Annotated in this window: 23 protein-coding genes; 20 read left to right on the forward strand and 3 right to left on the reverse strand. The window is 32.6% G+C overall.

Annotated features, from left to right (window positions below; all coding sequences use genetic code 11):
- From ACVCZW_RS06075 to ACVCZW_RS06100, 6 genes are all read left to right on the forward strand, one after another.
- Entirely contained in the window at positions 1-1002 is a 1002-nt protein-coding gene (locus tag ACVCZW_RS06075; RefSeq protein ID WP_452231112.1) for a homocysteine S-methyltransferase family protein, read from the forward strand.
- Positions 1002-1283 (forward strand): antibiotic biosynthesis monooxygenase family protein, encoded by a 282-nt coding sequence (locus ACVCZW_RS06080; RefSeq protein WP_452231938.1) that lies wholly within the window; start codon positions 1002-1004, stop codon positions 1281-1283. The genes ACVCZW_RS06075 and ACVCZW_RS06080 overlap by 1 nt, the downstream gene beginning before the upstream one ends.
- On the forward strand, positions 1283-3958 hold the full coding sequence (metH, locus tag ACVCZW_RS06085) for a methionine synthase (RefSeq protein ID WP_452231939.1): 2676 nt from the start codon (positions 1283-1285) through the stop codon (positions 3956-3958). The genes ACVCZW_RS06080 and metH overlap by 1 nt, the downstream gene beginning before the upstream one ends.
- A 305-nt stretch (positions 3959-4263) precedes the next feature.
- Positions 4264-5217: a methylenetetrahydrofolate reductase [NAD(P)H] gene (metF, locus tag ACVCZW_RS06090; protein WP_452231940.1), complete on the forward strand. Its 954-nt coding sequence runs from the start codon at positions 4264-4266 to the stop codon at positions 5215-5217.
- 31 nt (positions 5218-5248) lie between these two features.
- Positions 5249-6343 (forward strand): acyloxyacyl hydrolase, encoded by a 1095-nt coding sequence (locus tag ACVCZW_RS06095; RefSeq protein WP_452231116.1) that lies wholly within the window; start codon positions 5249-5251, stop codon positions 6341-6343.
- 85 nt (positions 6344-6428) lie between these two features.
- The gene (locus tag ACVCZW_RS06100; RefSeq protein ID WP_452231117.1) at positions 6429-7175 is read left to right on the forward strand and encodes a head GIN domain-containing protein; all 747 of its coding nucleotides are present in this window, start codon (positions 6429-6431) and stop codon (positions 7173-7175) included.
- 257 nt (positions 7176-7432) lie between these two features.
- Here the strand turns inward: ACVCZW_RS06100 and ACVCZW_RS06105 are convergent, their stop codons facing one another.
- Positions 7433-7924 carry a hypothetical protein gene (locus ACVCZW_RS06105; RefSeq protein WP_452231941.1) on the reverse strand — a complete coding sequence of 164 codons (492 nt, stop codon included), beginning with the start codon at positions 7922-7924 and terminating at the stop codon, positions 7433-7435.
- A 223-nt stretch (positions 7925-8147) separates the two neighbouring features.
- Here ACVCZW_RS06105 and ACVCZW_RS06110 point away from each other — a divergent pair, with 223 nt between their 5' ends.
- Together ACVCZW_RS06110 and ACVCZW_RS06115 are read left to right on the forward strand one after the other, a co-directional pair.
- Positions 8148-9065: an ABC transporter ATP-binding protein gene (locus tag ACVCZW_RS06110; RefSeq protein ID WP_452231119.1), complete on the forward strand. Its 918-nt coding sequence runs from the start codon at positions 8148-8150 to the stop codon at positions 9063-9065.
- Positions 9066-9069: 4 nt separating this feature from the next.
- Entirely contained in the window at positions 9070-9855 is a 786-nt protein-coding gene (locus ACVCZW_RS06115; RefSeq protein WP_452231120.1) for an ABC transporter permease, read from the forward strand.
- A gap of 195 nt (positions 9856-10050) precedes the next feature.
- On the opposite strand, the gene ACVCZW_RS06120 is transcribed toward ACVCZW_RS06115, so the two are convergent.
- Together ACVCZW_RS06120 and gldA are read right to left on the reverse strand one after the other, a co-directional pair.
- Positions 10051-10203, reverse strand: a complete 153-nt coding sequence (locus tag ACVCZW_RS06120) for a hypothetical protein (RefSeq protein WP_452231121.1) — start codon at positions 10201-10203, stop codon at positions 10051-10053.
- A 456-nt stretch (positions 10204-10659) separates the two neighbouring features.
- The gene (gldA, locus tag ACVCZW_RS06125) at positions 10660-11553 is read right to left on the reverse strand and encodes a gliding motility-associated ABC transporter ATP-binding subunit GldA (RefSeq protein WP_452231942.1); all 894 of its coding nucleotides are present in this window, start codon (positions 11551-11553) and stop codon (positions 10660-10662) included.
- A gap of 319 nt (positions 11554-11872) precedes the next feature.
- Between gldA and ACVCZW_RS06130 the strand changes: the two genes are divergently transcribed.
- From ACVCZW_RS06130 to queA, 12 genes are all read left to right on the forward strand, one after another.
- Positions 11873-12700, forward strand: coding sequence for a prephenate dehydratase (locus tag ACVCZW_RS06130; RefSeq protein WP_452231943.1), 828 nt, complete (start codon positions 11873-11875; stop codon positions 12698-12700).
- Entirely contained in the window at positions 12697-13839 is a 1143-nt protein-coding gene (locus ACVCZW_RS06135; RefSeq protein ID WP_452231944.1) for a pyridoxal phosphate-dependent aminotransferase, read from the forward strand. The genes ACVCZW_RS06130 and ACVCZW_RS06135 overlap by 4 nt, the downstream gene beginning before the upstream one ends.
- 154 nt (positions 13840-13993) lie before the next feature.
- Complete coding sequence (locus ACVCZW_RS06140) at positions 13994-14845, forward strand: prephenate dehydrogenase (protein ID WP_452231125.1); 852 nt, start codon at positions 13994-13996, stop codon at positions 14843-14845.
- A 120-nt stretch (positions 14846-14965) separates the two neighbouring features.
- The gene (locus ACVCZW_RS06145) at positions 14966-16048 is read left to right on the forward strand and encodes a chorismate mutase (protein ID WP_452231126.1); all 1083 of its coding nucleotides are present in this window, start codon (positions 14966-14968) and stop codon (positions 16046-16048) included.
- Between the two features lie 173 nt (positions 16049-16221).
- A complete protein-coding gene (gene rsgA / locus ACVCZW_RS06150; protein ID WP_452231945.1) occupies positions 16222-17169 on the forward strand; it encodes a ribosome small subunit-dependent GTPase A in 948 nt (315 codons plus the stop codon).
- 100 nt (positions 17170-17269) lie between these two features.
- The gene (dtd, locus tag ACVCZW_RS06155; RefSeq protein WP_452231946.1) at positions 17270-17722 is read left to right on the forward strand and encodes a D-aminoacyl-tRNA deacylase; all 453 of its coding nucleotides are present in this window, start codon (positions 17270-17272) and stop codon (positions 17720-17722) included.
- 135 nt (positions 17723-17857) lie between these two features.
- Complete coding sequence (locus ACVCZW_RS06160) at positions 17858-19693, forward strand: DUF3857 domain-containing protein (RefSeq protein WP_452231947.1); 1836 nt, start codon at positions 17858-17860, stop codon at positions 19691-19693.
- Positions 19694-19858: 165 nt separating this feature from the next.
- Positions 19859-20302 carry a hypothetical protein gene (locus tag ACVCZW_RS06165; protein WP_452231948.1) on the forward strand — a complete coding sequence of 148 codons (444 nt, stop codon included), beginning with the start codon at positions 19859-19861 and terminating at the stop codon, positions 20300-20302.
- Positions 20303-20320: 18 nt separating this feature from the next.
- A complete protein-coding gene (locus tag ACVCZW_RS06170; RefSeq protein ID WP_452231949.1) occupies positions 20321-20869 on the forward strand; it encodes a metal-dependent hydrolase in 549 nt (182 codons plus the stop codon).
- Positions 20835-21161, forward strand: coding sequence for a nucleotide pyrophosphohydrolase (locus ACVCZW_RS06175; RefSeq protein ID WP_055443603.1), 327 nt, complete (start codon positions 20835-20837; stop codon positions 21159-21161). The genes ACVCZW_RS06170 and ACVCZW_RS06175 overlap by 35 nt, the downstream gene beginning before the upstream one ends.
- A 56-nt stretch (positions 21162-21217) precedes the next feature.
- A complete protein-coding gene (locus tag ACVCZW_RS06180) occupies positions 21218-22441 on the forward strand; it encodes a 3-phosphoshikimate 1-carboxyvinyltransferase (RefSeq protein ID WP_452231950.1) in 1224 nt (407 codons plus the stop codon).
- Positions 22442-22546: 105 nt separating this feature from the next.
- On the forward strand, positions 22547-23596 hold the full coding sequence (gene queA / locus ACVCZW_RS06185; RefSeq protein ID WP_452231180.1) for a tRNA preQ1(34) S-adenosylmethionine ribosyltransferase-isomerase QueA: 1050 nt from the start codon (positions 22547-22549) through the stop codon (positions 23594-23596).
- The last annotated feature ends 106 nt before the right edge of the window (positions 23597-23702 follow it).

Genomic DNA, 23702 nt, shown 5'->3' on the forward strand with positions numbered 1-23702 from the left:
ATGTCTGATATCAAACACATTTTACAAAAACATATTTTAGTTCTCGATGGCGCGATGGGAACCATGCTTCAGCAATATAATTTTTCTGAAGAAGATTTTCGTGGCGAACGTTTTAAAGATTATCCTTCTTCTTTAAAAGGAAATAACGATTTACTATCGCTTACCCAACCAGAAGCAATTGCTACTATTCATGCTAAATATTTTGAAGCTGGAGCAGATATTGTAGAAACCAATACCTTTTCTGGAACTACAATCGCCATGGCAGATTATGATATGGAAGCTTTAGTATACGAGCTAAATTACGAGTCTGCTAAAATCGCTAAAAAAGTTGCGGAAGAATTCACCAAACAAAACCCAAGCAAACCTCGATTTGTCGCTGGAAGTATTGGGCCTACCAATAAAACAGCAAGTTTATCACCGGATGTAAATAGACCAGAATATAGAGCTATTACTTTTGAAGAATTACGCGTTGCATACAAACAGCAAGTAGAAGCGTTAATCGATGGCGGTGTAGATTTACTTTTAGTAGAAACCATTTTTGATACGCTAAATGCAAAAGCCGCATTATTTGCTATTGAAGAAGTGAAAGAAGCACGCAATATCGATATTCCAATAATGGTTTCGGGTACTATTACAGATGCTTCTGGTAGAACATTATCTGGACAAACCGTAGAAGCTTTTTTGACTTCCATTTCTCATATTCCTTTATTAAGTGTCGGATTTAATTGTGCTTTAGGAGCAGAACAGTTGAAACCTTATTTACAACGCTTATCCGATAAAACAGAATTTTTTACTTCTGCACATCCAAATGCAGGATTACCAAATGCTTTTGGGGAGTATGAAGAATCTCCAAAACAGATGCAAGCATATATTGAAGAATATTTACAAGACGATTTAATAAATATCATTGGTGGCTGTTGTGGCACAAGTCCGGAACATATTAAAGCCATAGCCGAAGTTGCTGCAAAGTACAAACCAAGAAAATTAGAAATCGAAGCATAATGGTATTAGAAGTTGCAATTTTAAATATAAGGGAAGGTGTTTCAGAAGAATTTGAAGAAACCTTCAAAAATGCAGAGGTAATAATTTCTTCTAGGAAAGGATACATTTCACATCAGCTTAAAAAATGTATCGAAGAAGAAGATAAATACATCTTATTAGTGCATTGGGAAACTTTAGAAGATCATGAAATAGGGTTTAGAAAATCGGAAGCATATCAAACATGGAAAAATTTATTGCATCATTTTTATCAACCATTCCCAACAGTAGAACATTATAAATAATGAAAAAAGCTAAAAATAAATACCTTACTCTTTCTGGGTTAGAACCATTGGTAGTTACTCCCGAAAGTAATTTTATTAATGTTGGAGAACGTACAAATGTTACTGGGTCACGTAAATTTCTTCGTTTAATTAAAGAAGAAAAATACGAAGAAGCATTAAGTGTTGCTAGAGATCAAGTAGAAGGAGGCGCACAAATTATTGATGTGAATATGGATGAAGGTATGCTGGACGGAAAGTATGCCATGGTGAAGTTTTTAAACCTGATAGCATCCGAACCAGATATTTCTCGTGTGCCATTAATGATTGATAGCTCCAAATGGGAAATCATTGAAGCAGGATTACAAGTAGCACAAGGAAAATGCGTCGTGAATTCTATCAGTTTAAAAGAAGGGGAAGCCGAATTTATTAGACAAGCAAAATTAGTAAAACGTTATGGTGCAGCTATAATTGTAATGGCTTTTGATGAAAACGGACAAGCAGATACGTATGAACGACGAATTGAAATTTGCGAACGCTCTTATAAAATATTGGTTGACATTGTCCACTTTGCACCTCAAGATATTATTTTCGATCCTAATATATTTCCTGTAGCAACAGGAATGGACGAGCATCGATTAAATGCACTAGATTTCTTTCGTGCTACCAAATGGATTCGTAAAAATCTGCCGTATGCAAATGTTTCCGGTGGTGTGAGCAATGTGTCCTTTTCTTTTCGAGGAAATAATACCGTTCGCGAGGCTATAAATGCTGCGTTTTTATATCATGCGATTCAACATGGAATGAATATGGGAATTGTAAATCCGACCATGTTAGAGGTTTATGATGAGATTGATAAAGATTTATTAACCCATGTTGAGGATGTTTTATTCGATAGAAGTGATGATGCCACCGAACGTTTATTAGATTTTGCAGAAACGGTAAAAGGAAATGTCAAAGAAGATGTTACCAAGGTTTTAGAATGGCGAAGTAATACGTTACAAGAAAGAATAACACACGCATTAGTAAAAGGGATTGATGCTTTTATTATCGAAGATGTAGAGGAAGCTAGGCAAATTGCAGAAAAACCCATCGAAGTGATTGAAGGGAATTTAATGATTGGAATGAGTGTGGTTGGAGATCTCTTTGGAAGCGGAAAAATGTTCTTACCACAAGTAGTGAAATCCGCTCGTGTTATGAAAAAAGCTGTTGCCTATTTACAACCATTTATTGAAGCGGAAAAAGATGGGAAACAAGAATTTGCAGGTAGAATACTAATGGCGACCGTAAAAGGCGATGTACATGATATTGGTAAAAATATTGTAAGTGTTGTTTTAGGTTGTAATAATTATGAAATCATCGATTTGGGCGTTATGGTTCCGCCAGAAAAAATAGTAGAAATTGCCATTAAAGAAAAGGTAGATATTATTGGTTTAAGTGGATTGATTACTCCTTCGTTAGATGAGATGGTTTATGTTTCCAAGTCCTTAGAAAAAAAGAATATTACCATTCCAATAATTATAGGTGGCGCAACAACATCTCGTGCACATACTTCGGTGAAAATTGCGCCAAACTATAGCAATACAGTCGTGCATATTAATGATGCGTCGAGAGCGGTAACTGTAGTTGGTCAGTTGTTAAACAAAAACAATAAAATATATAAAGAGCAAATACGTGAAGAATATAATAAGTTTAGAGCGCAGTTTTTAAGCAGAACAACAAAGAAAGAATACGTCTCGATAGAAGACGCTAGAAAAAACAAGTTTCAAATAGATTGGAATACGTCTCAAATTACAAAACCAAAACAATTAGGGATTCAAGATTTTCAAGATTTTGATATCACCAAATTAGAAGCATTTATCGATTGGTCTCCATTTTTTAGAAGTTGGGATTTACATGGAAAGTATCCAGATATTTTAACCGATGAGGTAGTTGGCGAACAGGCAACCGATCTTTTTAAAGACGCACAAGAATTATTACAACGTGTATTTAACGAAAAGCTTTTAAAAGCGAAGGCGATTTTCGGATTGTTTCCAGCAAACACGGTAAATGATGATGATATTGAAGTAGAAGCATCTCAAGAGAAAACATTAAATTTTCTAACGCTACGTCAGCAATCTAGAAAAGCAGCAGGAAAACCAAATATTGCATTGGCAGATTTTATTGCTCCTAAAGAAACAGGAAGAGAAGATTATATGGGCGCATTTTGTGTGTCTACAGGATTTGGAACTGCAGAGCTCGCAAAACAATTTGAAGATGCACATGATGATTATAATTCGATTATGATAAAAGCATTAGCAGATCGTTTAGCAGAAGCTTTTGCAGAATATTTACATAAAAAAGTAAGAACAGATTATTGGAGTTATGCGCATAACGAAAACTTAAGCAACCAAGATTTAATTAAGGAAACATATAAAGGTATTCGTCCAGCTCCTGGTTATCCTGCTTGTCCAGATCATTTAGAAAAGCAAACTATTTGGAAACTTTTAAACGTGGAAGAAGCTATTGGTGTTCAGTTAACAGAAAGTCTAGCGATGTGGCCAGCAGCAAGTGTTAGTGGTTATTATTTTGCAAATCCGGAAGCTAGATATTTTGGACTAGGGAAAATTAAGGAAGACCAATTAGAGGATTATGCAAAAAGAAGAAGCATAAGTATAGAAGAAGCACAAAAATGGTTGAGTCCGAATTTAGCGGATTAGAATTCCTGCGCAGGCAGGAATCTCATTGCAAATAAGCACAGCATCTTGGAAAGAAAAAAACATAGCGGATACCTGCGTTAGGGATTGTAGCGGCATCCTTTTTATGTCAGTTCGAGTGCTGCGACTGCAAGGAGTATAGTATCGAGAACCAGTAAAAAGATATAGCGAAAAGCGCGACGTTTTGCGATCCTGCAAGGCTTGTGCCAATTTATTTGGCATCTAAACCTGGCAGGTATGAGCAAAAGGTAACGCCCAAAAGAAATAAATAATAATTTAATGAGATACCTGCCTTCGCTGGCATTATTATGAAAGTAATCGAACACATAAAAAATGCAAACGGGAAAACGTTATTTTCGTTTGAAATTATTCCGCCAAAAAAAGGAAAGAACATTCAGGATTTATATGATAATATTGATCCTTTAATGGAATTTAAACCACCTTTTATAGATGTTACCACTTCTAGAGAAGAATACATTTACATAGAGAAACAAGGACTTTTAGATCGTAAAATCACTAGAATGCGTCCTGGTACTGTTGGTATTTGTGCGGCAATTAAACATAAATATGATGTAGATACGGTGCCTCATGTGTTGTGTGGTGGTTTTAGTAAAGAGGAAACCGAGTACTTATTGGTCGATTGTCATTATTTAGGAATTAATAATGTAATGGCTTTGCGCGGCGATGCGATGAGTCATCAAAAATACTTTGAAGCGCAAAAAGGTGGACATATGTACGCGAGGGATTTGGTGGCACAGATTCAGAATTTGAATTGCGGACAATACCTACACGATGTTTTGGAGGTCGATGATAAGTCCGATTTCTGTATTGGTGTTGCCGGTTATCCCGAAAAACATATTGAAGCACCTTCTTTGCAAACGGATTTAAAACGCTTAAAAGAAAAGGTAGATACTGGAGCAGATTATGTGGTGACGCAAATGTTTTTTGATAATGAAAAATATTTTCAGTTTGTAGATGCTGCAAAAAAAGCGGGAATAAACGTGCCAATTATACCAGGAATAAAACCGATTGCTGTAAAAAGACATTTGCAATTATTGCCTCAGGTTTTTAAAATAGATTTACCAGAAGATTTAATTCAGGCAGTAGATAATTGCACAGATAATAAGCAAGTTAGAGAAGTTGGTGTTGCATGGGCCATTCAGCAATCTAAGGAGCTGCAAGATGCAGGAGTTCCTGTGCTTCATTATTATTCTATGGGAAAAAGTGATAATATAAAAACGATTGCTTCGGCTTTATTTTAAATTTTATATTTTTGCGCTCTAATTAAATTTAATGAAGCGTTTATTAACCTACATTTTTTGCCTTTTTTGTGCTTGTGTTTTTTCGCAAGAAAAGAAAGCTACAGATTCTTATTTTGATGTAAATTATTTCTCAGGAAATATTGCTTTACATAATACCGATATTTCGCATTTAATTAAAGGACATCCGGAAGGTTTTATTGTCAGTTGGAATACCAAAACCTTTGGAGAAGAAGATTGGCAACAACGTTATAATTATCCGGATTACGGATTTTCTCTAGCTTATCAAGATTTAAAAAATAGCGTGCTTGGTAACAATGTTTCTATTTATGCACATTACAATTTTTATTTTTTAAAACGGAACTTAATGTTTCGTATTGGTCAAGGTTTGGGGTATACTTCTAATCCGTATGATAAAGTAGACAACCATAAAAATGTTGCTTTTGGTTCTAGTATTTTAAGTAGTACCTATGCGATGCTTAATTACAAAAAAGAGCGCATTTTTGATAGGTTTGGTTTGCAAGCAGGTGTTTCCTTAATTCATTATTCTAATGCGAATGTGAAAGCGCCAAATGCGAGTGTGAATACTATTGCTTTTAATGTTGGTGTGACTTATAATCTAGACGAAGAAGATCCCGAATTTAAAAGTACTTTAACGAAAGAGAAATTCACGCAACCTATAAAATATAATATTGTTTTTAGAAGTGGAGTGAATGAAAGTGATGTTGTAGGTACAGGTCAGTTTCCTTTTTATATTGTTTCGGCATATGCCGACAAACGTTTAAATCATAAAAGCGCGATTCAATTAGGAACCGATGTTTTCTTCTCTACTTTTTTAAAGGAACACATAAAATATAGAGCTGCTGCTTTTCCAGAAGAAGGTGAAGATGGTACTGCAGATTATAAACGTGTTGGTGTTTTTGCTGGTCACGAGTTATTTATAAATAAAATGTCGTTAGAAACACAGTTTGGTTACTATGTTTATTACCCTTATGATTTTGAAGGAAGAACCTATCTTAGAATTGGTTTAAAACGTTATTTTGGTGAAAAATGGTTCGCTGCTTTAACCTTGAAGTCTCATGGTGCAAAAGCCGAAGCTGTAGAACTTGGTGTTGGGATTAGATTATAAATACTCGTTTTTTCGGACTTGCTTTGAAATACTTGTAAAATAAATTATAAACGGATTTTGCGTCGTAGCGCGGAAAGATATAAAGATGAAAAAAATAGTATATATATTAATAGTTGCCATTTTGTTTTCTTGCAATAGCGAAGATGCAAATGATTGCTTTCAAAAGTCAGGAAAAATAGTACAAGAGGAAGTGATGCTTTCTTCCTTTGAAAAAATTCTAGTACATAGAGATATAGAGTTGATATTAAAACAAGGAGTCACTTTTCAAGTCGTTATTGAGACTGGTGAAAATTTATTAAATGATGTAGAAGCAAAAGTGGTAGCTAATGAATTACAGCTTACCGATAAGAATACCTGTAACTACGTTCGGGATTATGGTATCACTAAAGTGTATGTCACCGCTCCAAATATTACAGCTATTAGAAGCTCTACACAATATGATATTTCTAGTGATGGTGTTTTAAACTATACCCATTTAGAATTGTTTTCAGAAGATTTTAATGTGCCAGAAAGTTTTACTGTTGGCGATTTTAAACTACAGGTAAATACACAGAGCTTAAGCGTAGTTGGGAATAATATTTCTTCCTTTTATATTTCTGGGACAACGGAAGCATTATACGTTGGATTTTTCTCAGGAACAGGGCGTTTTCAAGGCGAAGACTTAATCGCTCAAGATGTAGAAATCTACCATAGAGGAACCAATGATATTCTTGTAAATCCGCAAGCATCTATTACAGGAGAAATTAGAAGTACAGGAGATGTGGTTGCGTATCACCAACCAGCACTTGTGACTGTGGAAGAATTTTATGATGGAAAATTGATTTTTAGATAGGTTTACGTTGTGTTGGTACACGTTTTTTTTATAATTTTTACTATATTTTCTATTTGTTAAAGTTTCGTTTTTAGGTTTATCAAGAACATTCTCGAGATAATAATACACATTAAAACCTAAGCAATAATTAATTTTATTAAAGATTTCTAAGACTCCTAATTTGGTTTGCCGATAAACGTCTTGTCCAAGTTTTACGCCTATTTTATTTTTATCCAAACCAGTATAAATAGCGAATGTGCCATCTTCATGTTTTATGGTTATACGATTCCTTTTACTAGTATATACTTTGTTATTGTACTGTTATTTTTATGTTTGTTAATGATTCTAATCACTTTTCCTTTTCTCATGCTACATATAGTGTCTGCTTTCTTTGAGTACACTACAAAAGATTTCCAGTCTATTGGTTTTTCGTTTTGAAAATAGGTTTCACCTAAATAAGATGCTTCCATAATTGTTATGTCCTTTTCATTAATAAAGGGTAAGCTATATTTTATAGATGTATTTACTTTAGGATTAGAATCGCGTTTGTCATATGAATTTGTTAAAAGTTTGAACTCTAGTCTTAAAGAATTAGTGTCTAGAACGTTTTTAGAATAAAAGAAATCGATACTATTATCGGATTGTCTTTCGAAGATAATTTCTATGTTAACCTTGTTTTGAGCCGAAATGATTGGAGTGATAAGTAATAAACATAGGAATAGTAATTTTTTTTGTATTATAAGAATTTTGTTTAACGTTCTTGTATACACTTAGTTGTGTTGGGTGGAATTCATCTAGTAAAAGAAAACGAACCAGAGAAAATTCGGATTGAACTTTCCAAGTAAGTGAGAACCTAACAATTAATTATAAACGCCGTTGTGCAACGCATTATTCCCATTGCATGTGTAAAATTATTCTTTCTCTATTGAATGGTTTGTTACATTTTCCCTCTTTAATCGTTATGATAATATACCAACCCATTAAACTTTAAAAATGAATCAACTTATTGTAGAAACCAAAAATCTCAATTTTTCATATTCTAAAACTAAGAATGATATTGAAAATTTAGAGCTTAAAGTTCCTAAAGGAAGTATTTATGGTTTTTTAGGTCCAAATGGCTCCGGGAAAAGTACCACCATTCGTCTAATTCTTGGTCTTTTAAAGAAAAACTCTGGAACTGTTTCTCTTTTTGGGGAACTCTTTAATGGACAATCAAGACTTGAAGTTTTGAATAAAGTAGGTGCCTTGATAGAGAATCCGTCTTTATATGAACACTTAAATGCGATTGATAATTTGAAAATATCTGCCAACTACAGACAAAATATATCGCCAAGTAGAATTTTAGAAGTGTTAGAGATTGTAAACCTAACGTACGCTAAAAACAAAAGAGTTAAAGAGTATTCACTAGGAATGAAACAACGTTTAGGATTAGCAATTTCTTTATTAAGTAATCCTGAACTCATCATTTTAGACGAACCAACGAATGGATTAGATCCAAAAGGGATTATAGAAATGCGTACCCTTATTAAAGACTTAAACAAAAAGTTTGGGACAACAATTTTTATTTCAAGTCACTTATTAAGTGAAATCGAAAAAACCTGTACACATGTTGGTATTATTAGAAATGGTAAGATGTTATATCAAGATACTGTAGCAAGTTTAAAAGAATCTAAAGGAACAAATATCAAATTTGAAATAGAAGTAGATTCTCCTATTGAAGGGTTGTCTGTACTTAAGAATTTGAAAATGGAAAATATTTCGTTGCTTGATGATTTGCTGCAAATTGAAGTGAAAAGTAAAAATGAAATTACAGAAGTGATAGATGTTTTAAGAGCTGAAAGAATTAATATTTATCAAGTATCTATTAAGAATAATTTAGAAGAACTCTTTTTATCATTAACCGAAAATTAATAATATGCCAACAATATTATATTATACCGCAAGCTTAAAAAATGAACTTATTAAGTTAAAACGAACCTTTGCTTTTTGGCTTACAATTATTAGTGCAGTCCTTTTTCCTATATTATTTATTGTAGCTTATGTTTTTGAGCGTGAAACTTTAGTTCCATTAGCAGGAGTGAATCCATGGGAGAAATTTATGGTGACTCAAATTGAAAATTCTACACCCTTTTTTATACCCATGTTTATTGTTTTAATTACGAGCTTGATTATGCAAATAGAGCATAAGTCTTTAGGTATAAAACATTTATTTGCATTGCCTGTGCCTAAATGGAGTATCTATTTCGGGAAATTAAGCATTGTCATTTTAGCTATAATAGTTACTTATATATATTATTATATCGCAATTCTATTATCCGGTATTTTATTAGGTTTTGTTTATCCAGATTTAGGGTTTTTAAATTTTCCGCCCGAACATTGGCGATACCTAAAAATGTTAACGACATCTTTTGTAGCTTCTTTTGGTATTATTGGAATTCAATTTTGGTTAAGTTTTAGATTTAAGAACTTTGTTATTCCTTTAGGGTTTGGAATGTTTTTAGCTATTATAGGTATCATTGTTTCACAAGCGCCACAATTATCCATTTATTTCCCATATTCGTTTAGTGTTTTATCCGTTTCTCTAGGTGATAAAATGCCTTTGATTTTTGGTGTTTCCTCTGTTACTATATTTAGTATCACGTGCTTTTTAATAACAAGTATTTTTGGTTATTTTAACATAAAGAAGTTAAATATTAAATAAGCAAATAGTAAATTATTTTGATGATTATTCACTTTTTTTGCGAGTTTTTTATATGCTGCATAACGTTTATGTATAAGAATAGTTGCGGATTTGTATGCGAGGATTTTCCGAAGGGAAATCAGACGTTACAAACTCGCAACGACCTTTGATTAAGCACTAAGCCGCAATTGTTTTTATACGGTGTTGGTAATAGTTTTAATTTCTAATTATAGTTCGTTCAGTAATATTTTCATCAAATTTTTCAATAAATACATCAACTTTGTCATCATTAAAATCACCATTTAAATCTAAAAGACCTTGCTCTATGAACCACTTTATTAGAGATTTATTCCAATATTTTGGTTTCATTTCCATACTTTTTTTGTATTCACAAAGAATATTTTTTGATAGTTTCCATTTGGATTATATGTAGCAGAAATTATTTCATTTTTTGTATTCAGTTCATATATAACAAACTCATTTCCGTAAGATTTCTTTTCAAAACTTAATATCGCTTTTCCGTCAACATAGATAGATTCTTTTTTTAATTTTATTTTTTGCGCATAAATAGAAGTTGTAATAGATAAAAAGAGAATGATGATTAATTTAATTTAATTTTCATTTGAGGTAATTTAATTATTAGTGTTTAATTTTGAATTTATCGGAATAGTGTCTTCTAAATTATTGCCAACGTGTTATATAACAACTTTTATTATGATATCCCGTAAATAAGTCATGCCGTAGCCTTATAGCTGGTTTTTTTAAGAGCGCTATTCAAAAGATTTCTTTGAATGTTTTTTTTTTGTTAAAGAATAACGAATGTGTCTAACTCGTCAATTCTCTAAATAAACTTTCTAAACTCGCATTCTTTTGGTTCAGTTGAAGAATCTTCAAGTCGTTGTCATGTGCAAAATCAAATACATGAGATCGCATATCTTCCGTAGTTGCAAAAGTAATTTCATAAATAAAATCGTGTGTATTTTTTACAGATTTCACTTTTGGTAATTTTAGTAAAAAAGCATCTTCCACTCGGTAATCGAATTCCACAATTACTACTTGCTCTTTTTCGGTACGTAATTCTTTCAAGGTTTTATTGGCAACAATTTCTCCTTTGTTAATGATAATCACTCTATCACACATCGCTTCTACTTCTTGCATGATATGTGTAGAAAGGAAAACTGTTTTTTCTTTACCAATACTTTTTATCAAGTTTCTAATCTCTACTAATTGATTTGGATCTAAACCAGTTGTAGGTTCATCTAAAATTAAAACATCGGGATTATGTAAAAGTGCATTTGCTAAACCAACACGTTGTCTGTATCCTTTTGAAAGCTGTCCTATTTTTTTATGTGCTTCTGGTGTTAAACCTGTAAGTGCAATAACCTCATTGATTCTACTTTTAGTAACCCCATAAACCTGGGCGTTAAAAGCAAGATATTCTCTTACGTACTGTTCTAAATATAATGGATTGTGTTCTGGTAAGTAGCCAACACTTTGCTGTACTTGCTTGGTTTCTGTGTTTACATTATGTCCGTTTACTATAGCTTCCCCTTCTGAAGCATCTAAATAAGTAGTTAGAATTTTCATCATGGTGGATTTCCCGGCGCCATTCGGACCAAGAAAACCAACTATTTCGGGTTTGCTTACTTTAAAAGATACTTGGTTTAACGCTTTTTGCGTGCCATAAACTTTAGAAATGTTTGTAACTTCAATAGACATAGATAAATAGTTTGTTCAAAAATAATAGTAATTATATAATTTAATAGATTAATAACTACTAAATCTTTAAAAATTAAACGTAAAAGGCAAAAAACTATTTCAACAATTTTGTTTATTCAGATATTTAATTACTTTAGCCATGTAATAATGAACATGATAACAAACTTTACATTTTATAGCTGGATATATTTCTTTTTTAAATAAAGAAACGGGACGTTGTATATGTATTTTAAAATATAAATTAAACAAAAAGTCTCGATATATCGAGGCTTTTTTTTTATGCATATTTTTTAGTGAAAAGTTATCTCAATTAATAGGTATGATTAAATCAGTAGCAATTCAAGGAGTAAAAGGATCTTTTCACCATATTGTAGCACAACAATATTTTGGAAACCAGGTTGCTATACAAGAATGTTTGTCTTTTGACGAAACGGTGCAAAACCTATTAGATAAAAAAGTAGATGCTGTAATTATGGCTTTAGAGAATTCTATTGCAGGGTCTATAATCCCAAATTACGCATTAATTGATAATCATAATTTACATATTGTTGGTGAGCAGTATTTAGATATACAGCATAATTTGATGGCATTGCCAAACCAAAGTATTGCAGATGTTACCGAAGTATATTCGCATCCTATGGCATTGTTACAATGTAAGGAGTTTTTTAAAAAATATCCACACATTAAACTCATTGAAGATAAAGATACCGCTGAGGTTGCACAACGAATTCAGAAAAATAATTTAAAAAATGTAGGAGCAATCGCAAGTGCTTTGGCAGCAGATATTTTTGAATTAGAAATTTTAGTAGAAAGCATTCAAACGATCCAGCTTAATGAAACTCGTTTTGTAATTGTAAAACGTGAGAATCACGAAATTTCGGAAAACGAAATAAATAAAGCATCTATTAAGTTCGAACTAGAACACAAACGAGGAAGTTTGGCAGCAATTCTTAATGTGATGAGTGATTGTAAAATGAGTCTTACAAAAATACAATCCTTACCAAAAATAGAAACTCCTTGGACGTATGCTTTTTTTGTAGATATTACTTTTGATGCCTATGCAGATTATAAAAAGGCAAAATCCATACTAGAGATAATGGCACAAGATTTTAAAATATTAGGCGAATTTAAAAACGCAAAGCAATGATAGAAGTAGCAAACAGATTACATACGGTAGAAGAGTACTACTTTTCAAGAAAATTGCGTGAAGTAAACTTGCTTAAAGCAAACGGAAAACCGATTATCAATTTAGGTATTGGTAGTCCCGATTTACAACCACCAGCAAAAGTAATTACGGCTATTGCAAATAGTTTTCAAGATGCCACAGCGCATAAATACCAAAGTTATCAGGGTTTACCAGAACTGCGAGAAGCAATTACAGGTTTTTATAAAGAGCATTTTTCAGTTCATGTAAGTCCGATGACAGAAGTATTACCATTAATGGGAAGCAAAGAAGGTATCATGCATATTTCTATGGCTTTTTTAAATGAAGGTGACGAAGTACTGATTCCTAATCCAGGGTATCCAACCTATGCTTCGGTAACTAAATTACTGGGCGCAAAACCCGTTTTTTATGATTTGGAAGAAAGCAAAGGATGGCTTCCTAATTTAAAAGAATTAGAAAAATCAGATTTAAGCAAAGTGAAGATTATGTGGCTTAACTATCCACACATGCCAACAGGAACAAAAGCAACAGCACAGTTATTTGAAGATGTGGTTGCCTTCGCTTTAAAGCATGATATTTTAATAGTAAATGACAATCCGTATAGTTTTATTTTAAACGATACGCCAAGAAGTATTTTAAGCGTTAGAAAAGCGAAAGAAGTTTGTTTAGAGCTAAACTCGCTAAGTAAAACCTTTAATATGGCTGGTTGGCGAGTAGGTATGGTTTTAGGAAGCGCAAAACATATAGAAGCGATTATAAAAGTGAAAAGTAATATGGATTCTGGAATGTTTTATGGCATTCAAAAAGGAGCAATAGAAGCTTTGAAATGTTCTGATATGTGGTATCAGAGTTTAAATAGTGTGTATGAGCAAAGACGTAAATTAGTTTGGAAATTGGCTGATGCATTAAATTGCACCTATAATAAGGATGCTTCGGGATTATTTGTTTGGGCAAAATTACCACCACATTTTAAATCGGAAGAATTTATAGATGTACTGCTAAAAGAAAATCACATATTCATTGCTCCAGGAACCATTTTTGGAACGCAAGGCGAAGGGTATGTAAGGTTTTCATTATGTGCTTCGACCGAGGATTTAGAAGAAGCTTTAGCGAGAGTGTAAATAGTATGCAGTAGGCAGTAAAATAATAAGTAAAAGGAATAGTTAAGGGTCAAAATTAAAAGTAGACTTTCTGCAGGTTTTTTAAAGCCTTGTAACTATTAATAAATAATAAAGCTTCCCTTTAGGAAGAGGTCTTGAAAAGACACAGATAGGAATGAAAAATATATACATAGTTGGCGTAGGATTAATAGGAGGAAGCATCGCTAAAGATGTGAAGGACCTAAATCCTAGTATTAGCATATTTGGTATAGATTCTAATGCCGAGCATTTAAAAGAAGCATTAGAATTAAATGTAATAGATTTTGAAGCAACGTTACCAGATGTGGTGCATGCCGACTTTGTAATACTTGCCGTTCCTGTAGATGTTTCGGTGAAAATATTACCAGGAATACTAGATATGGTAAGTGATGACGCTTTGGTTATGGATGCAGGTTCTACAAAAAGAGATATTTGTAAAGCGGTAGAAAACCATCCGAAACGAAGAAATTTTCTAGCAACACATCCTATTGCAGGAACAGAGTTTTCCGGGCCAAAAGCAGCGATGGTAGGTTTGTTTCAAAAGAAAACAAATATCATTTGCGAAGTAGAAAAAACAGCATTCAAATTACAGGAAAAAGCATTAGCTATTTTTCAAATTATGGGAATGCGTATTCGTTATATGAATCCAGAAGCACACGATAAACATATTGCTTATGTATCACATTTATCACATATTAGTGCGTTTATGCTAGGGAAAACAGTAATTGATAAAGAACGAAACGAACGCGATATTTTTGATATGGCAGGAAGTGGGTTTGCTTCCACAGTACGATTGGCAAAAAGTTCCCCAGCAATGTGGACACCAATTTTTAAGCAGAATAAAGAAAATGTAATTGAAACTTTAGAAGAATATATCAGCAATCTTACCCATTTTAAAGACAGTATGAAAGCAGATGATTTTGAAACCATTTTTAATGAAATGGAAAACACCAATTACATTAAAGATATATTAAACGGAATACAGTAAGTGTAAATAAAAAATCCCTTCCTCTTTTATTGGAAAGGTAGCTTTGAATGCAAATTGGAAGTTAGAAGCATAAAGAAAATAAGTTGAATTAATAAGATTCCACTTTGGTGGAAAATGAGTATGGAAAACAAGAAAGAATTAAGAACATGGTTAGATGACATGAAATTAGATCATCCACTAGTAATAGCAGGACCATGTAGTGCAGAAACAGAAGAGCAAGTTTTAAAAATTGCGCATGAGTTGAAAGATACCGATGTAAACTATTTTAGAGCTGGAATTTGGAAACCAAGAACAAGACCAGGGAATTTTGAAGGTGTTGGTGCTTTAGGTTTAAAATGGTTGCAAAAAGTAAAAGCAGAAACAGGAATGAAAACTTGTACTGAGGTTGCAAATGCAAACCACGTAAAATTAGCTTTAGAACATGATATCGATTTATTATGGATTGGTGCACGTTCTACTGTAAGTCCATTTATCATGCAAGAAATTGCAGATGCTTTACAAGGAACAGACAAAATTGTATTGGTGAAAAATCCAGTAAATCCAGATTTAGCTTTATGGTTAGGTGGCATTGAAAGACTGTATGCTGCAGGAATTAAAAACTTAGGAGCAATTCATAGAGGTTTTTCAACCTACGAAAAATCGAAATATAGAAATATTCCAGAATGGCAAATAGCTATTGAGTTTCAAAATAAATTTCCAGACCTTCCTTTAATTAACGATCCTTCGCATATTACAGGAAATAGAAATATGATTTTAGATGTTTCGCAAACCGCATTAGACCTTAATTTTGATGGTTTAATGATAGAAACACATTATGATCCAGATAACGCATGGAGTGATGCTGCACAGCAAGTAACACCAGATGCTTTAGTGCAAATAATGACCGATTTGCGTATTAGAAAAGAATCGGATCCAGAAGCAGAATACAATACGGAATTGAATAACCTTAGAGCACAGATTGATGTGGTAGATAATCAAATTATTGATTTATTAGGTAAAAGAATGAAAGTAGCAGATGGTATTGGATCGCTTAAAAAACAAAAGAACGTTGCTGTTTTACAAAGTAAACGTTGGAACGAAATACTAGGTAAAATGGTTCTTGAAGGCCATGAAAAAGGATTAAGTGAAGAGTTTATTTTACGTATGTTTAAAGCCATTCACCAAGAATCTATTAATCATCAAGAAAAGATTTTAAAGAGTTAATTTAAATTAGGAAGATAATGTCATTTTGAGGGTAATAGAGAAATATCAAATGTTGGTTATGCATTAAAAATATTTTTAAAATACCCTCAAAATGACTGTTTTCCTTAATTTCTTTTTTGCATTAAATTAAAATCCTTTTTAATTATTAATTTAATAATGGCATCTTTGCAGTAATGACAGGACTAGTTTATAAATCTACAGGAAGTTGGTACACCGTAAAAACGGAATTAGGTATAACATACCCATGTAGAATAAAAGGAAAATTTAGATTGCAAGGGATTAAAAGTACCAATCCTATTGCTGTTGGTGATATTGTGGATTTCGATTTAGATACCGATAACAATGAAAATCCGATAGGTGTAATTAAATATATTCACGATAGAAAAAATTACATTGTTAGAAAATCGGTTAACCTTTCTAAACAAACACATGTCATTGCATCTAATATCGACCAGGTATTTTTATTGATTACTATTGATAATCCACCAACATCGACTTCCTTTATCGATCGTTTTCTAGTTACGGCAGAAGCATATTCTATAAAAACCGTTTTACTTTTTAATAAAGTAGATACTTATGATAAAGAGACTTTAGACGAAGTTCGTTTTTTAGCGCATACTTATAGAAAAATAGGGTATGAATGTATTGGTGTTTCTGCAACTACAGGGAAAAATGTAGATAAAGTAAAAGCCATGATGCATGATAAAGTAAGCATGTTTGCTGGCCATTCAGGAGTTGGTAAATCTACATTAGTAAACGCGATAGAACCAAATTTAGACTTAAAAACCAAAGCGATTTCTGCGCAACATAGTCAAGGACAACATACAACCACTTTTGCCGAAATGTTTGATCTTAGTTTTAATGCTAAAATTATAGATACTCCAGGAATAAAAGGATTTGGTATTGTAGATATGGAAAAGGAAGAAATAAGTGATTATTTTCCAGAGTTTTTCGAATTAAAACAACATTGTAAATTCAATAACTGTTTGCATATTGAAGAACCAAAATGCGCTATAAAAGAAGCTGTAGAAAAAGAAGAAATAGCATACTCACGCTATAGAAGCTATGTTAGTATTATTGAAGGGGAAGACGAGCACTACAGAACCGATAATTATAATTAATATATTCCTGTACTTCGCGTTTTAACGTCAGTTCGAGTGAAATGCTTTGCAAAAGTATTTTGTATCGAGAACAATAAAAAAAAATGAATCTCTCTATTAGATGAAAGCAGTTATACAAAGGGTTTCTCACGCAAGTGTTACTGTTGAAGGTAAAGAAGTAGCATCCATAAAACAAGGTGTATTAATTCTTTTAGGTATTGTAGCAGAAGACACACAAGAAGACATTAATTGGTTATCTAATAAAATAGTTAGTCTTCGTATTTTTAATGATGCAGAAGGTGTCATGAATAATTCATTAGTGCAAAATAATGGCGATGCTATTGTAGTCAGCCAATTTACATTGCACGCGAATACCAAAAAAGGAAATAGACCAAGTTATATTAAAGCAGCAAGACCAGATGTTGCCATTCCTTTATATGAAAACTTCATTTTACAAATAGAAAAAGACTTAGGTAAATCGGTGCAAACCGGAGAGTTTGGCGCAGATATGCAAGTTTCTCTTTTAAATGATGGTCCTGTGACTATCATTATAGATACTAAAAATAGAGAATAAAATCTCTGTTTTGTTTTGTGAGGTCTTAAAAAATAGTACTTTTAAAAGCGCAAACCCAACTAGATGATTTCAAGGCAATTCCTACTTATATTTTTCTTATTTCTTTCGGTTTTTTCAATACATGCACAAGATGAAATGCTGTTAGATTCCTCTACCATTCCTCTTGCTTTAAAAATGAATGCAAATGCTGTGATTCGATCCGAGCATATGCATATAGAAATAGAAGATTTTGATAAAATGGTATATACCAATAAACGTATAGTAACCATTCTTAATAAAGAAGGCGATAACAATCTTGGCGCCTATCAGCATTACGATAAAAACACGAATATTAAAAAGCTAGAAGCAAGAATTTATAATACCCAAGGCAAAGAAATCAAGAAGTTTAGAGAAAAAGATTTTGAAGATGTGAGTGCCGTTAGTGGTGGTACATTATATTCCGATAGTCGTGTTAAATATTTAGATTACACACCCATAAATTATCCGTATACCATGGTTTTTGATGTAGAAGTAGTATACCAATCTACTGCTTTTTTACATAGTTGGAGACCCGTGGAAGGGTTTTATGTCAGTACCGAAAGTGCTGAATATAAGATTACAAATGTATCTGAAGGAAAGGTTAGAATACAAACTTTAAATTTTGAAGATTACAACATCAAAAAGCAAAGTGATTATCATTTTATTGCTGAGAATTTAAAAGCTATTAAAAGTGAGTCCTACAGTCCGGCATTTAAAACCTATGCACCATATTTAAAAGCAACTTTGACGGATTTTAATATGGAAGGTGTTCGCGGTGTAAATAACAATTGGCAAGATTTTGGAAAATGGATGTACGACGAATTAATTTCAGGAACGGAAGCATTACCACAAGCTGTAATAGACGAAATAAAAGCAAAGACAGCATTAGCGACAACCAATAGAGAGAAAGCAAAAATTGTATACCAATATATGCAGAATAAAACGCGATATATTAGTGTTCAAGTTGGTATTGGTGGCTGGAAACCCATGTTCGCAGAAGAAGTAGATCGATTGGGTTATGGCGATTGCAAGGCATTAACAAATTACACCAAATCACTATTGGCAGAAGTAGGCGTCGAATCTTACTATACCGTAGTTTATGGGGATAATGATATTATAGATATCGATAAAGATTTTTCATCCTTACAAGGAAATCATGTGATATTAAGCATTCCAGATGAAGAAGATTATTTATGGTTAGAATGTACTAGTCAAACAAGTCCTTTTGCGTATACCGCGAATTTCACAGACGATAGAGATGTTTTAGTAGTAACACCAGAAGGCGGAAAAATTGTGCATACCAAAGTGTATTCGGCAGAAGAAAACACGACAGAAACAAAAGCAAAAGTACAACTAGATGTGACAGGAAATATTACTGCACAAGTCAAAATTACCAGTAAAGGTACAAGATATGTGAAGCATTATTATATAGAGAACGAATTAGAGAAAGATCAAAAACTGCATTATAAAGCGTATTATAATACGATTAATAATTTAGAAATTAACGCAATCACTTTTAATAACAATAAAGAGGATATTGTTTTTACGGAAAACGTAGCGGTTAAAGCAACAAAATATGCTTCCAAAGTAGGAGAGCGAATCTTACTAAGACCAAATATTTTCAATGAAGAAGAATACGTTCCTCCGCGTTATAAAAAAAGAAATTTACCTTTTCAAATTAAAAGAGGGAGAGTAAATAATAATGCTTTCGAAATTACAATACCAAAAACACTTCAGGTGGAAGCATTGCAAGATGCAGTTACTATAACCAATAAATTTGGGGAGTATCATTTCTCCATTACGCAAAAAGATGCGAATACGCTTTTGTTTCAACGAAAATTCAAATTAAAAAAAGGAAACTATAGCAAAGAAGAATATAAAGAGTTTAGAAAATTTTTATTAAAAGTAACAAAGCACGATAAATCTAAAATAGTATTAAAAACGAATAACTAAATTAAGAAAACAGTACTAATCATCACACTGCTAATAACGCAATTCACATTTTCTCAAGATTTTAAATTTGGTAAAGTTAGTAAGGCAGAATTGGAAGAAACACAACACTAATTTGAACCAGAAGCTAGTGCAGCTGTTTTGTATAGAAATCAAGATGTTTCTTTTATGTACGAGCAAGGAAAAGGTTTTGTGCAGTATAACGAAATTCATGAACGTATCAAGATTTACAATAAAGATGGTTATGATTATGCCACAAAAATAATACAACTATATGATGAAGGTAATGATACCAAAGACAAATTAACCAATTTTAAAGCCTACACCTATAATTTAAATAATGGGAAAGTAGAAGATACGAAACCGAATAATAATGGCATTTTTGAAGAAAAAACAAATCGCTATTGGAAGCAAAAAAAATTTACCATATCAAATATTAAGGATGGAAGCTTTGTGTATTTAATAAAACATAGCAATAATTTATTGCAAATCACAACAAATCTAGATATTAACAAATCCATTCTATTACCCAAAGATTATCTAGAATTTAAGCGGTTTTTCGACTTAGTATTTAAAAAACAAACAGAGCAAATAGTACTTAAAAAAATATAATAGCTAAATTGGTATAATATGGCATCCATTTTCGGACATGGTTTAGTAGCATACACAACAGCAAAAGTAATCGATTCTCAAAACAGTAAATTACTTTTAGGATTAGCAATAGTTTCTGCTATGCTTCCAGATTTAGATGTCTTGGCTTTTCATTTCGGAATACCTTATGTGCATCCTTTTGGGCATCGCGGTTTTACGCATTCTATTGTTTTTGCTGTACTTTGGAGTTTGTTGTTGGCTTTTCTCTTCGGAAAGACGAGAAAGCAAATCTTCTTTATCGTTTTGTTTTTATCGACAATTTCTCACGGACTTCTAGACGCACTAACCACAGGAGGAAAAGGAGTTGGTTTTTTTATACCTTTCGATAATTCTAGATTTTTCTTTCCTTGGCAAGTCATAAAAGTTTCACCAATTGGTATAGAAAAGTTTTTTTCAGAATGGGGAATACGAGTAATTATTAGCGAATTACAGTATATCGCTATTCCATGCTGTATTATTTTAATAACTTTACATTTCCTAAAAAAGAAAAATCATGAGCATAAAAAACGCACAACTAGAAGTAGATAATTGGATAAAAAACCATGGTGTTCGTTATTTTAATGAGCTTACTAATATGGCGCAATTAACCGAAGAAGTTGGTGAGGTTGCACGTATTATTGCAAGACGCTATGGCGAACAAAGCGAAAAAGAAAGCGATAAAAATAAAGACCTTGGCGAAGAATTAGCAGATGTGATGTTTGTAGTTTTATGTCTAGCAAACCAAACCGGAATCGATTTACAAGAAGCATTCGATAAAAAGCTAGATATTAAAACCAAACGCGATCACGATCGTCACCACAACAACGAAAAACTAAAATAAATTGTCACACTGAGCGCAGTCGAAGTGCAATAAAATAGTTTATTCTATTTATACCTATGAACGTACACCTTCAAAAGTCATCCATTGCAAAGCAATCTACAATACAAGTAACAGGTTCTAAAAGTGAATCTAACAGATTGTTATTATTACAAGCCTTGTATCCTAATTTAGAAATCAATAATGTTTCTAATTCCGACGATTCTAAAGTCATGCAAAAAGCTTTGCTCGCTTTAGAAAATGTTATAGATATCCATCACGCAGGAACAGCAATGCGCTTTTTAACCGCGTATTTTTCTATTCAAAATAATAGAGAAGTAATTCTTACTGGATCTAAAAGAATGCAAGAAAGACCTATTGCTATTTTGGTAGATGCATTAAGTCAATTAGGTGTTTCAATTAGTTATGAAAAAAACGATGGCTATCCACCAATAAAAATAAAGGGGAAACAAATAGCAAAAAATAAAGTAACCTTAAAAGCAAATGTAAGCAGCCAATATATTTCGGCTTTATTATTAATAGCGCCAAAACTAGAAAACGGTTTAGAACTTACTTTAGATGGAGAGATAACATCTGTTCCATATATAAATATGACATTATCGTTACTTAACGATATTGGAGTAGAAACAAGTTTTGAAAATAATATTATAAAAGTAAACCCGCAATCCGAAATTAAGAAGCAACAATTGACCATCGAATCCGATTGGTCTTCGGCTTCCTACTATTATAGTATTGTTGCAATGAGTGCCGTTGGCACCGAAATTACATTAGCTTCTTATAAAGAGAACTCCTTACAAGGCGATGCAGCTTTGGCTAAAATTTATAAGCAGTTTGGCGTAGAAACAACTTTTGAAAACCATAGCATTAGACTTCAAAAAGTAACAACTGTTCCTCCGGAAACGGTAATTGTTTTAGACCTTAAAAATGCGCCAGATATTGCGCAAACTATTGCTGTCACTTGTTTTGGTTTAGGAATTGCATGTGATTTAAAAGGATTGCATACTTTAAAAATTAAAGAAACAGATCGACTTGTAGCTTTAAAAACCGAAATAGAAAAATTAGGAGGTAAAGTAACTATTACAAATAAAACCTTACAGCTTGAAGTTTCCACTATAATGAACAAAGATGTAAAAATAGCAACATATCAAGATCACAGAATGGCAATGGCATTTGCGCCGTTAGCATTAAAAACGTCGATAATAATAGAAGAAGCATTCGTGGTTTCTAAATCGTATCCTACTTTTTGGGAAGACTTAAAAGGCATTGGTTTTAAATTATTTTAAATAATAATTAGCTATTTACTTGACAACGCCTACTTTGAGATTGTATATTTGTAGCCTTGTAAAATACATTACAATACCTAATACTACTACATGCAGAATTTTAAAATGAAGTTGTCTCACTATCAATTTGAGCTTCCAGAAGAATTATTAGCAGAACATCCAGCAGAAAATAGAGATGAGTCTCGTTTAATGGTTTTAAATAGGGAAAAGCAAACCATTGAGCATAAAATGTTCAAGGATATCATTGATTATTTTGAAGAGGATGACGTATTAATACTTAACAATACCAAAGTATTTCCTGCACGTTTATATGGTAATAAAGAAAAAACTGGAGCGCGTATTGAAGTGTTTTTATTAAGAGAACTTAATGAAGAACAACGTCTTTGGGATGTATTAGTAGATCCAGCACGTAAAATACGTATTGGTAATAAATTATACTTTGGGGATGATGAGACTTTAGTCGCAGAAGTAATTGATAATACTACATCTAGAGGTAGAACATTACGTTTTCTTTATGATGGTTCTTACCAAGAATTTAGAAGAAAACTTACCGAATTAGGGGAAACACCTTTACCAAAATATATAAAAAGAGACGTAACACCAGAAGATGAAGAGCGTTACCAAACTATTTTTGCAAAAAACGAAGGGGCAGTAGCAGCACCAACAGCAGGTATGCACTTTTCTAGACACCTTTTAAAGCGTTTAGAAATTAAAGGAGTAGAATTTGCAGAAGTTACACTTCACGTAGGTTTAGGGACTTTCAATGCGGTTGAGGTAGAAGATTTATCGAAACATAAAATGGATAGCGAAGAAATAATCATTGACGCAAAAGCGGCAAATATTATAAACAATGCTAAAAAGAATAAAAGACGTATTTGCGCAGTAGGTACAACAGCAATGCGTGCAGTAGAAAGCTCGGTTTCATCCAGCGGTACATTAAATGAGTATGATGGTTGGACCAACAAATTCATCTTTCCACCCTATGAATTTAGTATTGCAAATTGTATGATTACAAACTTTCATACGCCAAAATCAACGCTGTTAATGATGGCTTCCGCCTTTGCAGGTCATGAGTTTATCTTAAAAGCATACCAAGAAGCAATCAAAGAAAAATACAATTTTTACAGTTATGGTGACGCGATGCTAATCATTTAGTCCGCAACCAGATGGAGAATCTTATATTATCACCGAGATTTAAATTATAATATAAATAAGGCCTCTTTTTTAGAGGCTTTTTTTTATGGCATTACCCAACTACGCT

Source organism: Lacinutrix sp. MEBiC02595, assembly GCF_053601555.1.

What these genes read in the sequence shown, in the direction of transcription:
- ACVCZW_RS06075 (WP_452231112.1), top strand. Translation starts at nt 1, where the DNA reads ATGTCTGATATCAAACACATTTTACAAAAACATATTTTAGTTCTCGAT.
- ACVCZW_RS06080 (WP_452231938.1), top strand. Translation starts at nt 1,002, where the DNA reads ATGGTATTAGAAGTTGCAATTTTAAATATAAGGGAAGGTGTTTCAGAA.
- metH (WP_452231939.1), top strand. Translation starts at nt 1,283, where the DNA reads ATGAAAAAAGCTAAAAATAAATACCTTACTCTTTCTGGGTTAGAACCA.
- metF (WP_452231940.1), top strand. Translation starts at nt 4,264, where the DNA reads ATGAAAGTAATCGAACACATAAAAAATGCAAACGGGAAAACGTTATTT.
- ACVCZW_RS06095 (WP_452231116.1), top strand. Translation starts at nt 5,249, where the DNA reads ATGAAGCGTTTATTAACCTACATTTTTTGCCTTTTTTGTGCTTGTGTT.
- ACVCZW_RS06100 (WP_452231117.1), top strand. Translation starts at nt 6,429, where the DNA reads ATGAAAAAAATAGTATATATATTAATAGTTGCCATTTTGTTTTCTTGC.
- ACVCZW_RS06110 (WP_452231119.1), top strand. Translation starts at nt 8,148, where the DNA reads ATGAATCAACTTATTGTAGAAACCAAAAATCTCAATTTTTCATATTCT.
- ACVCZW_RS06115 (WP_452231120.1), top strand. Translation starts at nt 9,070, where the DNA reads ATGCCAACAATATTATATTATACCGCAAGCTTAAAAAATGAACTTATT.
- ACVCZW_RS06120 (WP_452231121.1), bottom strand. Translation starts at nt 10,203, where the DNA reads ATGAAACCAAAATATTGGAATAAATCTCTAATAAAGTGGTTCATAGAG.
- gldA (WP_452231942.1), bottom strand. Translation starts at nt 11,553, where the DNA reads ATGTCTATTGAAGTTACAAACATTTCTAAAGTTTATGGCACGCAAAAA.
- ACVCZW_RS06130 (WP_452231943.1), top strand. Translation starts at nt 11,873, where the DNA reads ATGATTAAATCAGTAGCAATTCAAGGAGTAAAAGGATCTTTTCACCAT.
- ACVCZW_RS06135 (WP_452231944.1), top strand. Translation starts at nt 12,697, where the DNA reads ATGATAGAAGTAGCAAACAGATTACATACGGTAGAAGAGTACTACTTT.
- ACVCZW_RS06140 (WP_452231125.1), top strand. Translation starts at nt 13,994, where the DNA reads ATGAAAAATATATACATAGTTGGCGTAGGATTAATAGGAGGAAGCATC.
- ACVCZW_RS06145 (WP_452231126.1), top strand. Translation starts at nt 14,966, where the DNA reads ATGGAAAACAAGAAAGAATTAAGAACATGGTTAGATGACATGAAATTA.
- rsgA (WP_452231945.1), top strand. Translation starts at nt 16,222, where the DNA reads ATGACAGGACTAGTTTATAAATCTACAGGAAGTTGGTACACCGTAAAA.
- dtd (WP_452231946.1), top strand. Translation starts at nt 17,270, where the DNA reads ATGAAAGCAGTTATACAAAGGGTTTCTCACGCAAGTGTTACTGTTGAA.
- ACVCZW_RS06160 (WP_452231947.1), top strand. Translation starts at nt 17,858, where the DNA reads ATGCTGTTAGATTCCTCTACCATTCCTCTTGCTTTAAAAATGAATGCA.
- ACVCZW_RS06165 (WP_452231948.1), top strand. Translation starts at nt 19,859, where the DNA reads ATGTACGAGCAAGGAAAAGGTTTTGTGCAGTATAACGAAATTCATGAA.
- ACVCZW_RS06170 (WP_452231949.1), top strand. Translation starts at nt 20,321, where the DNA reads ATGGCATCCATTTTCGGACATGGTTTAGTAGCATACACAACAGCAAAA.
- ACVCZW_RS06175 (WP_055443603.1), top strand. Translation starts at nt 20,835, where the DNA reads ATGAGCATAAAAAACGCACAACTAGAAGTAGATAATTGGATAAAAAAC.
- ACVCZW_RS06180 (WP_452231950.1), top strand. Translation starts at nt 21,218, where the DNA reads ATGAACGTACACCTTCAAAAGTCATCCATTGCAAAGCAATCTACAATA.
- queA (WP_452231180.1), top strand. Translation starts at nt 22,547, where the DNA reads ATGAAGTTGTCTCACTATCAATTTGAGCTTCCAGAAGAATTATTAGCA.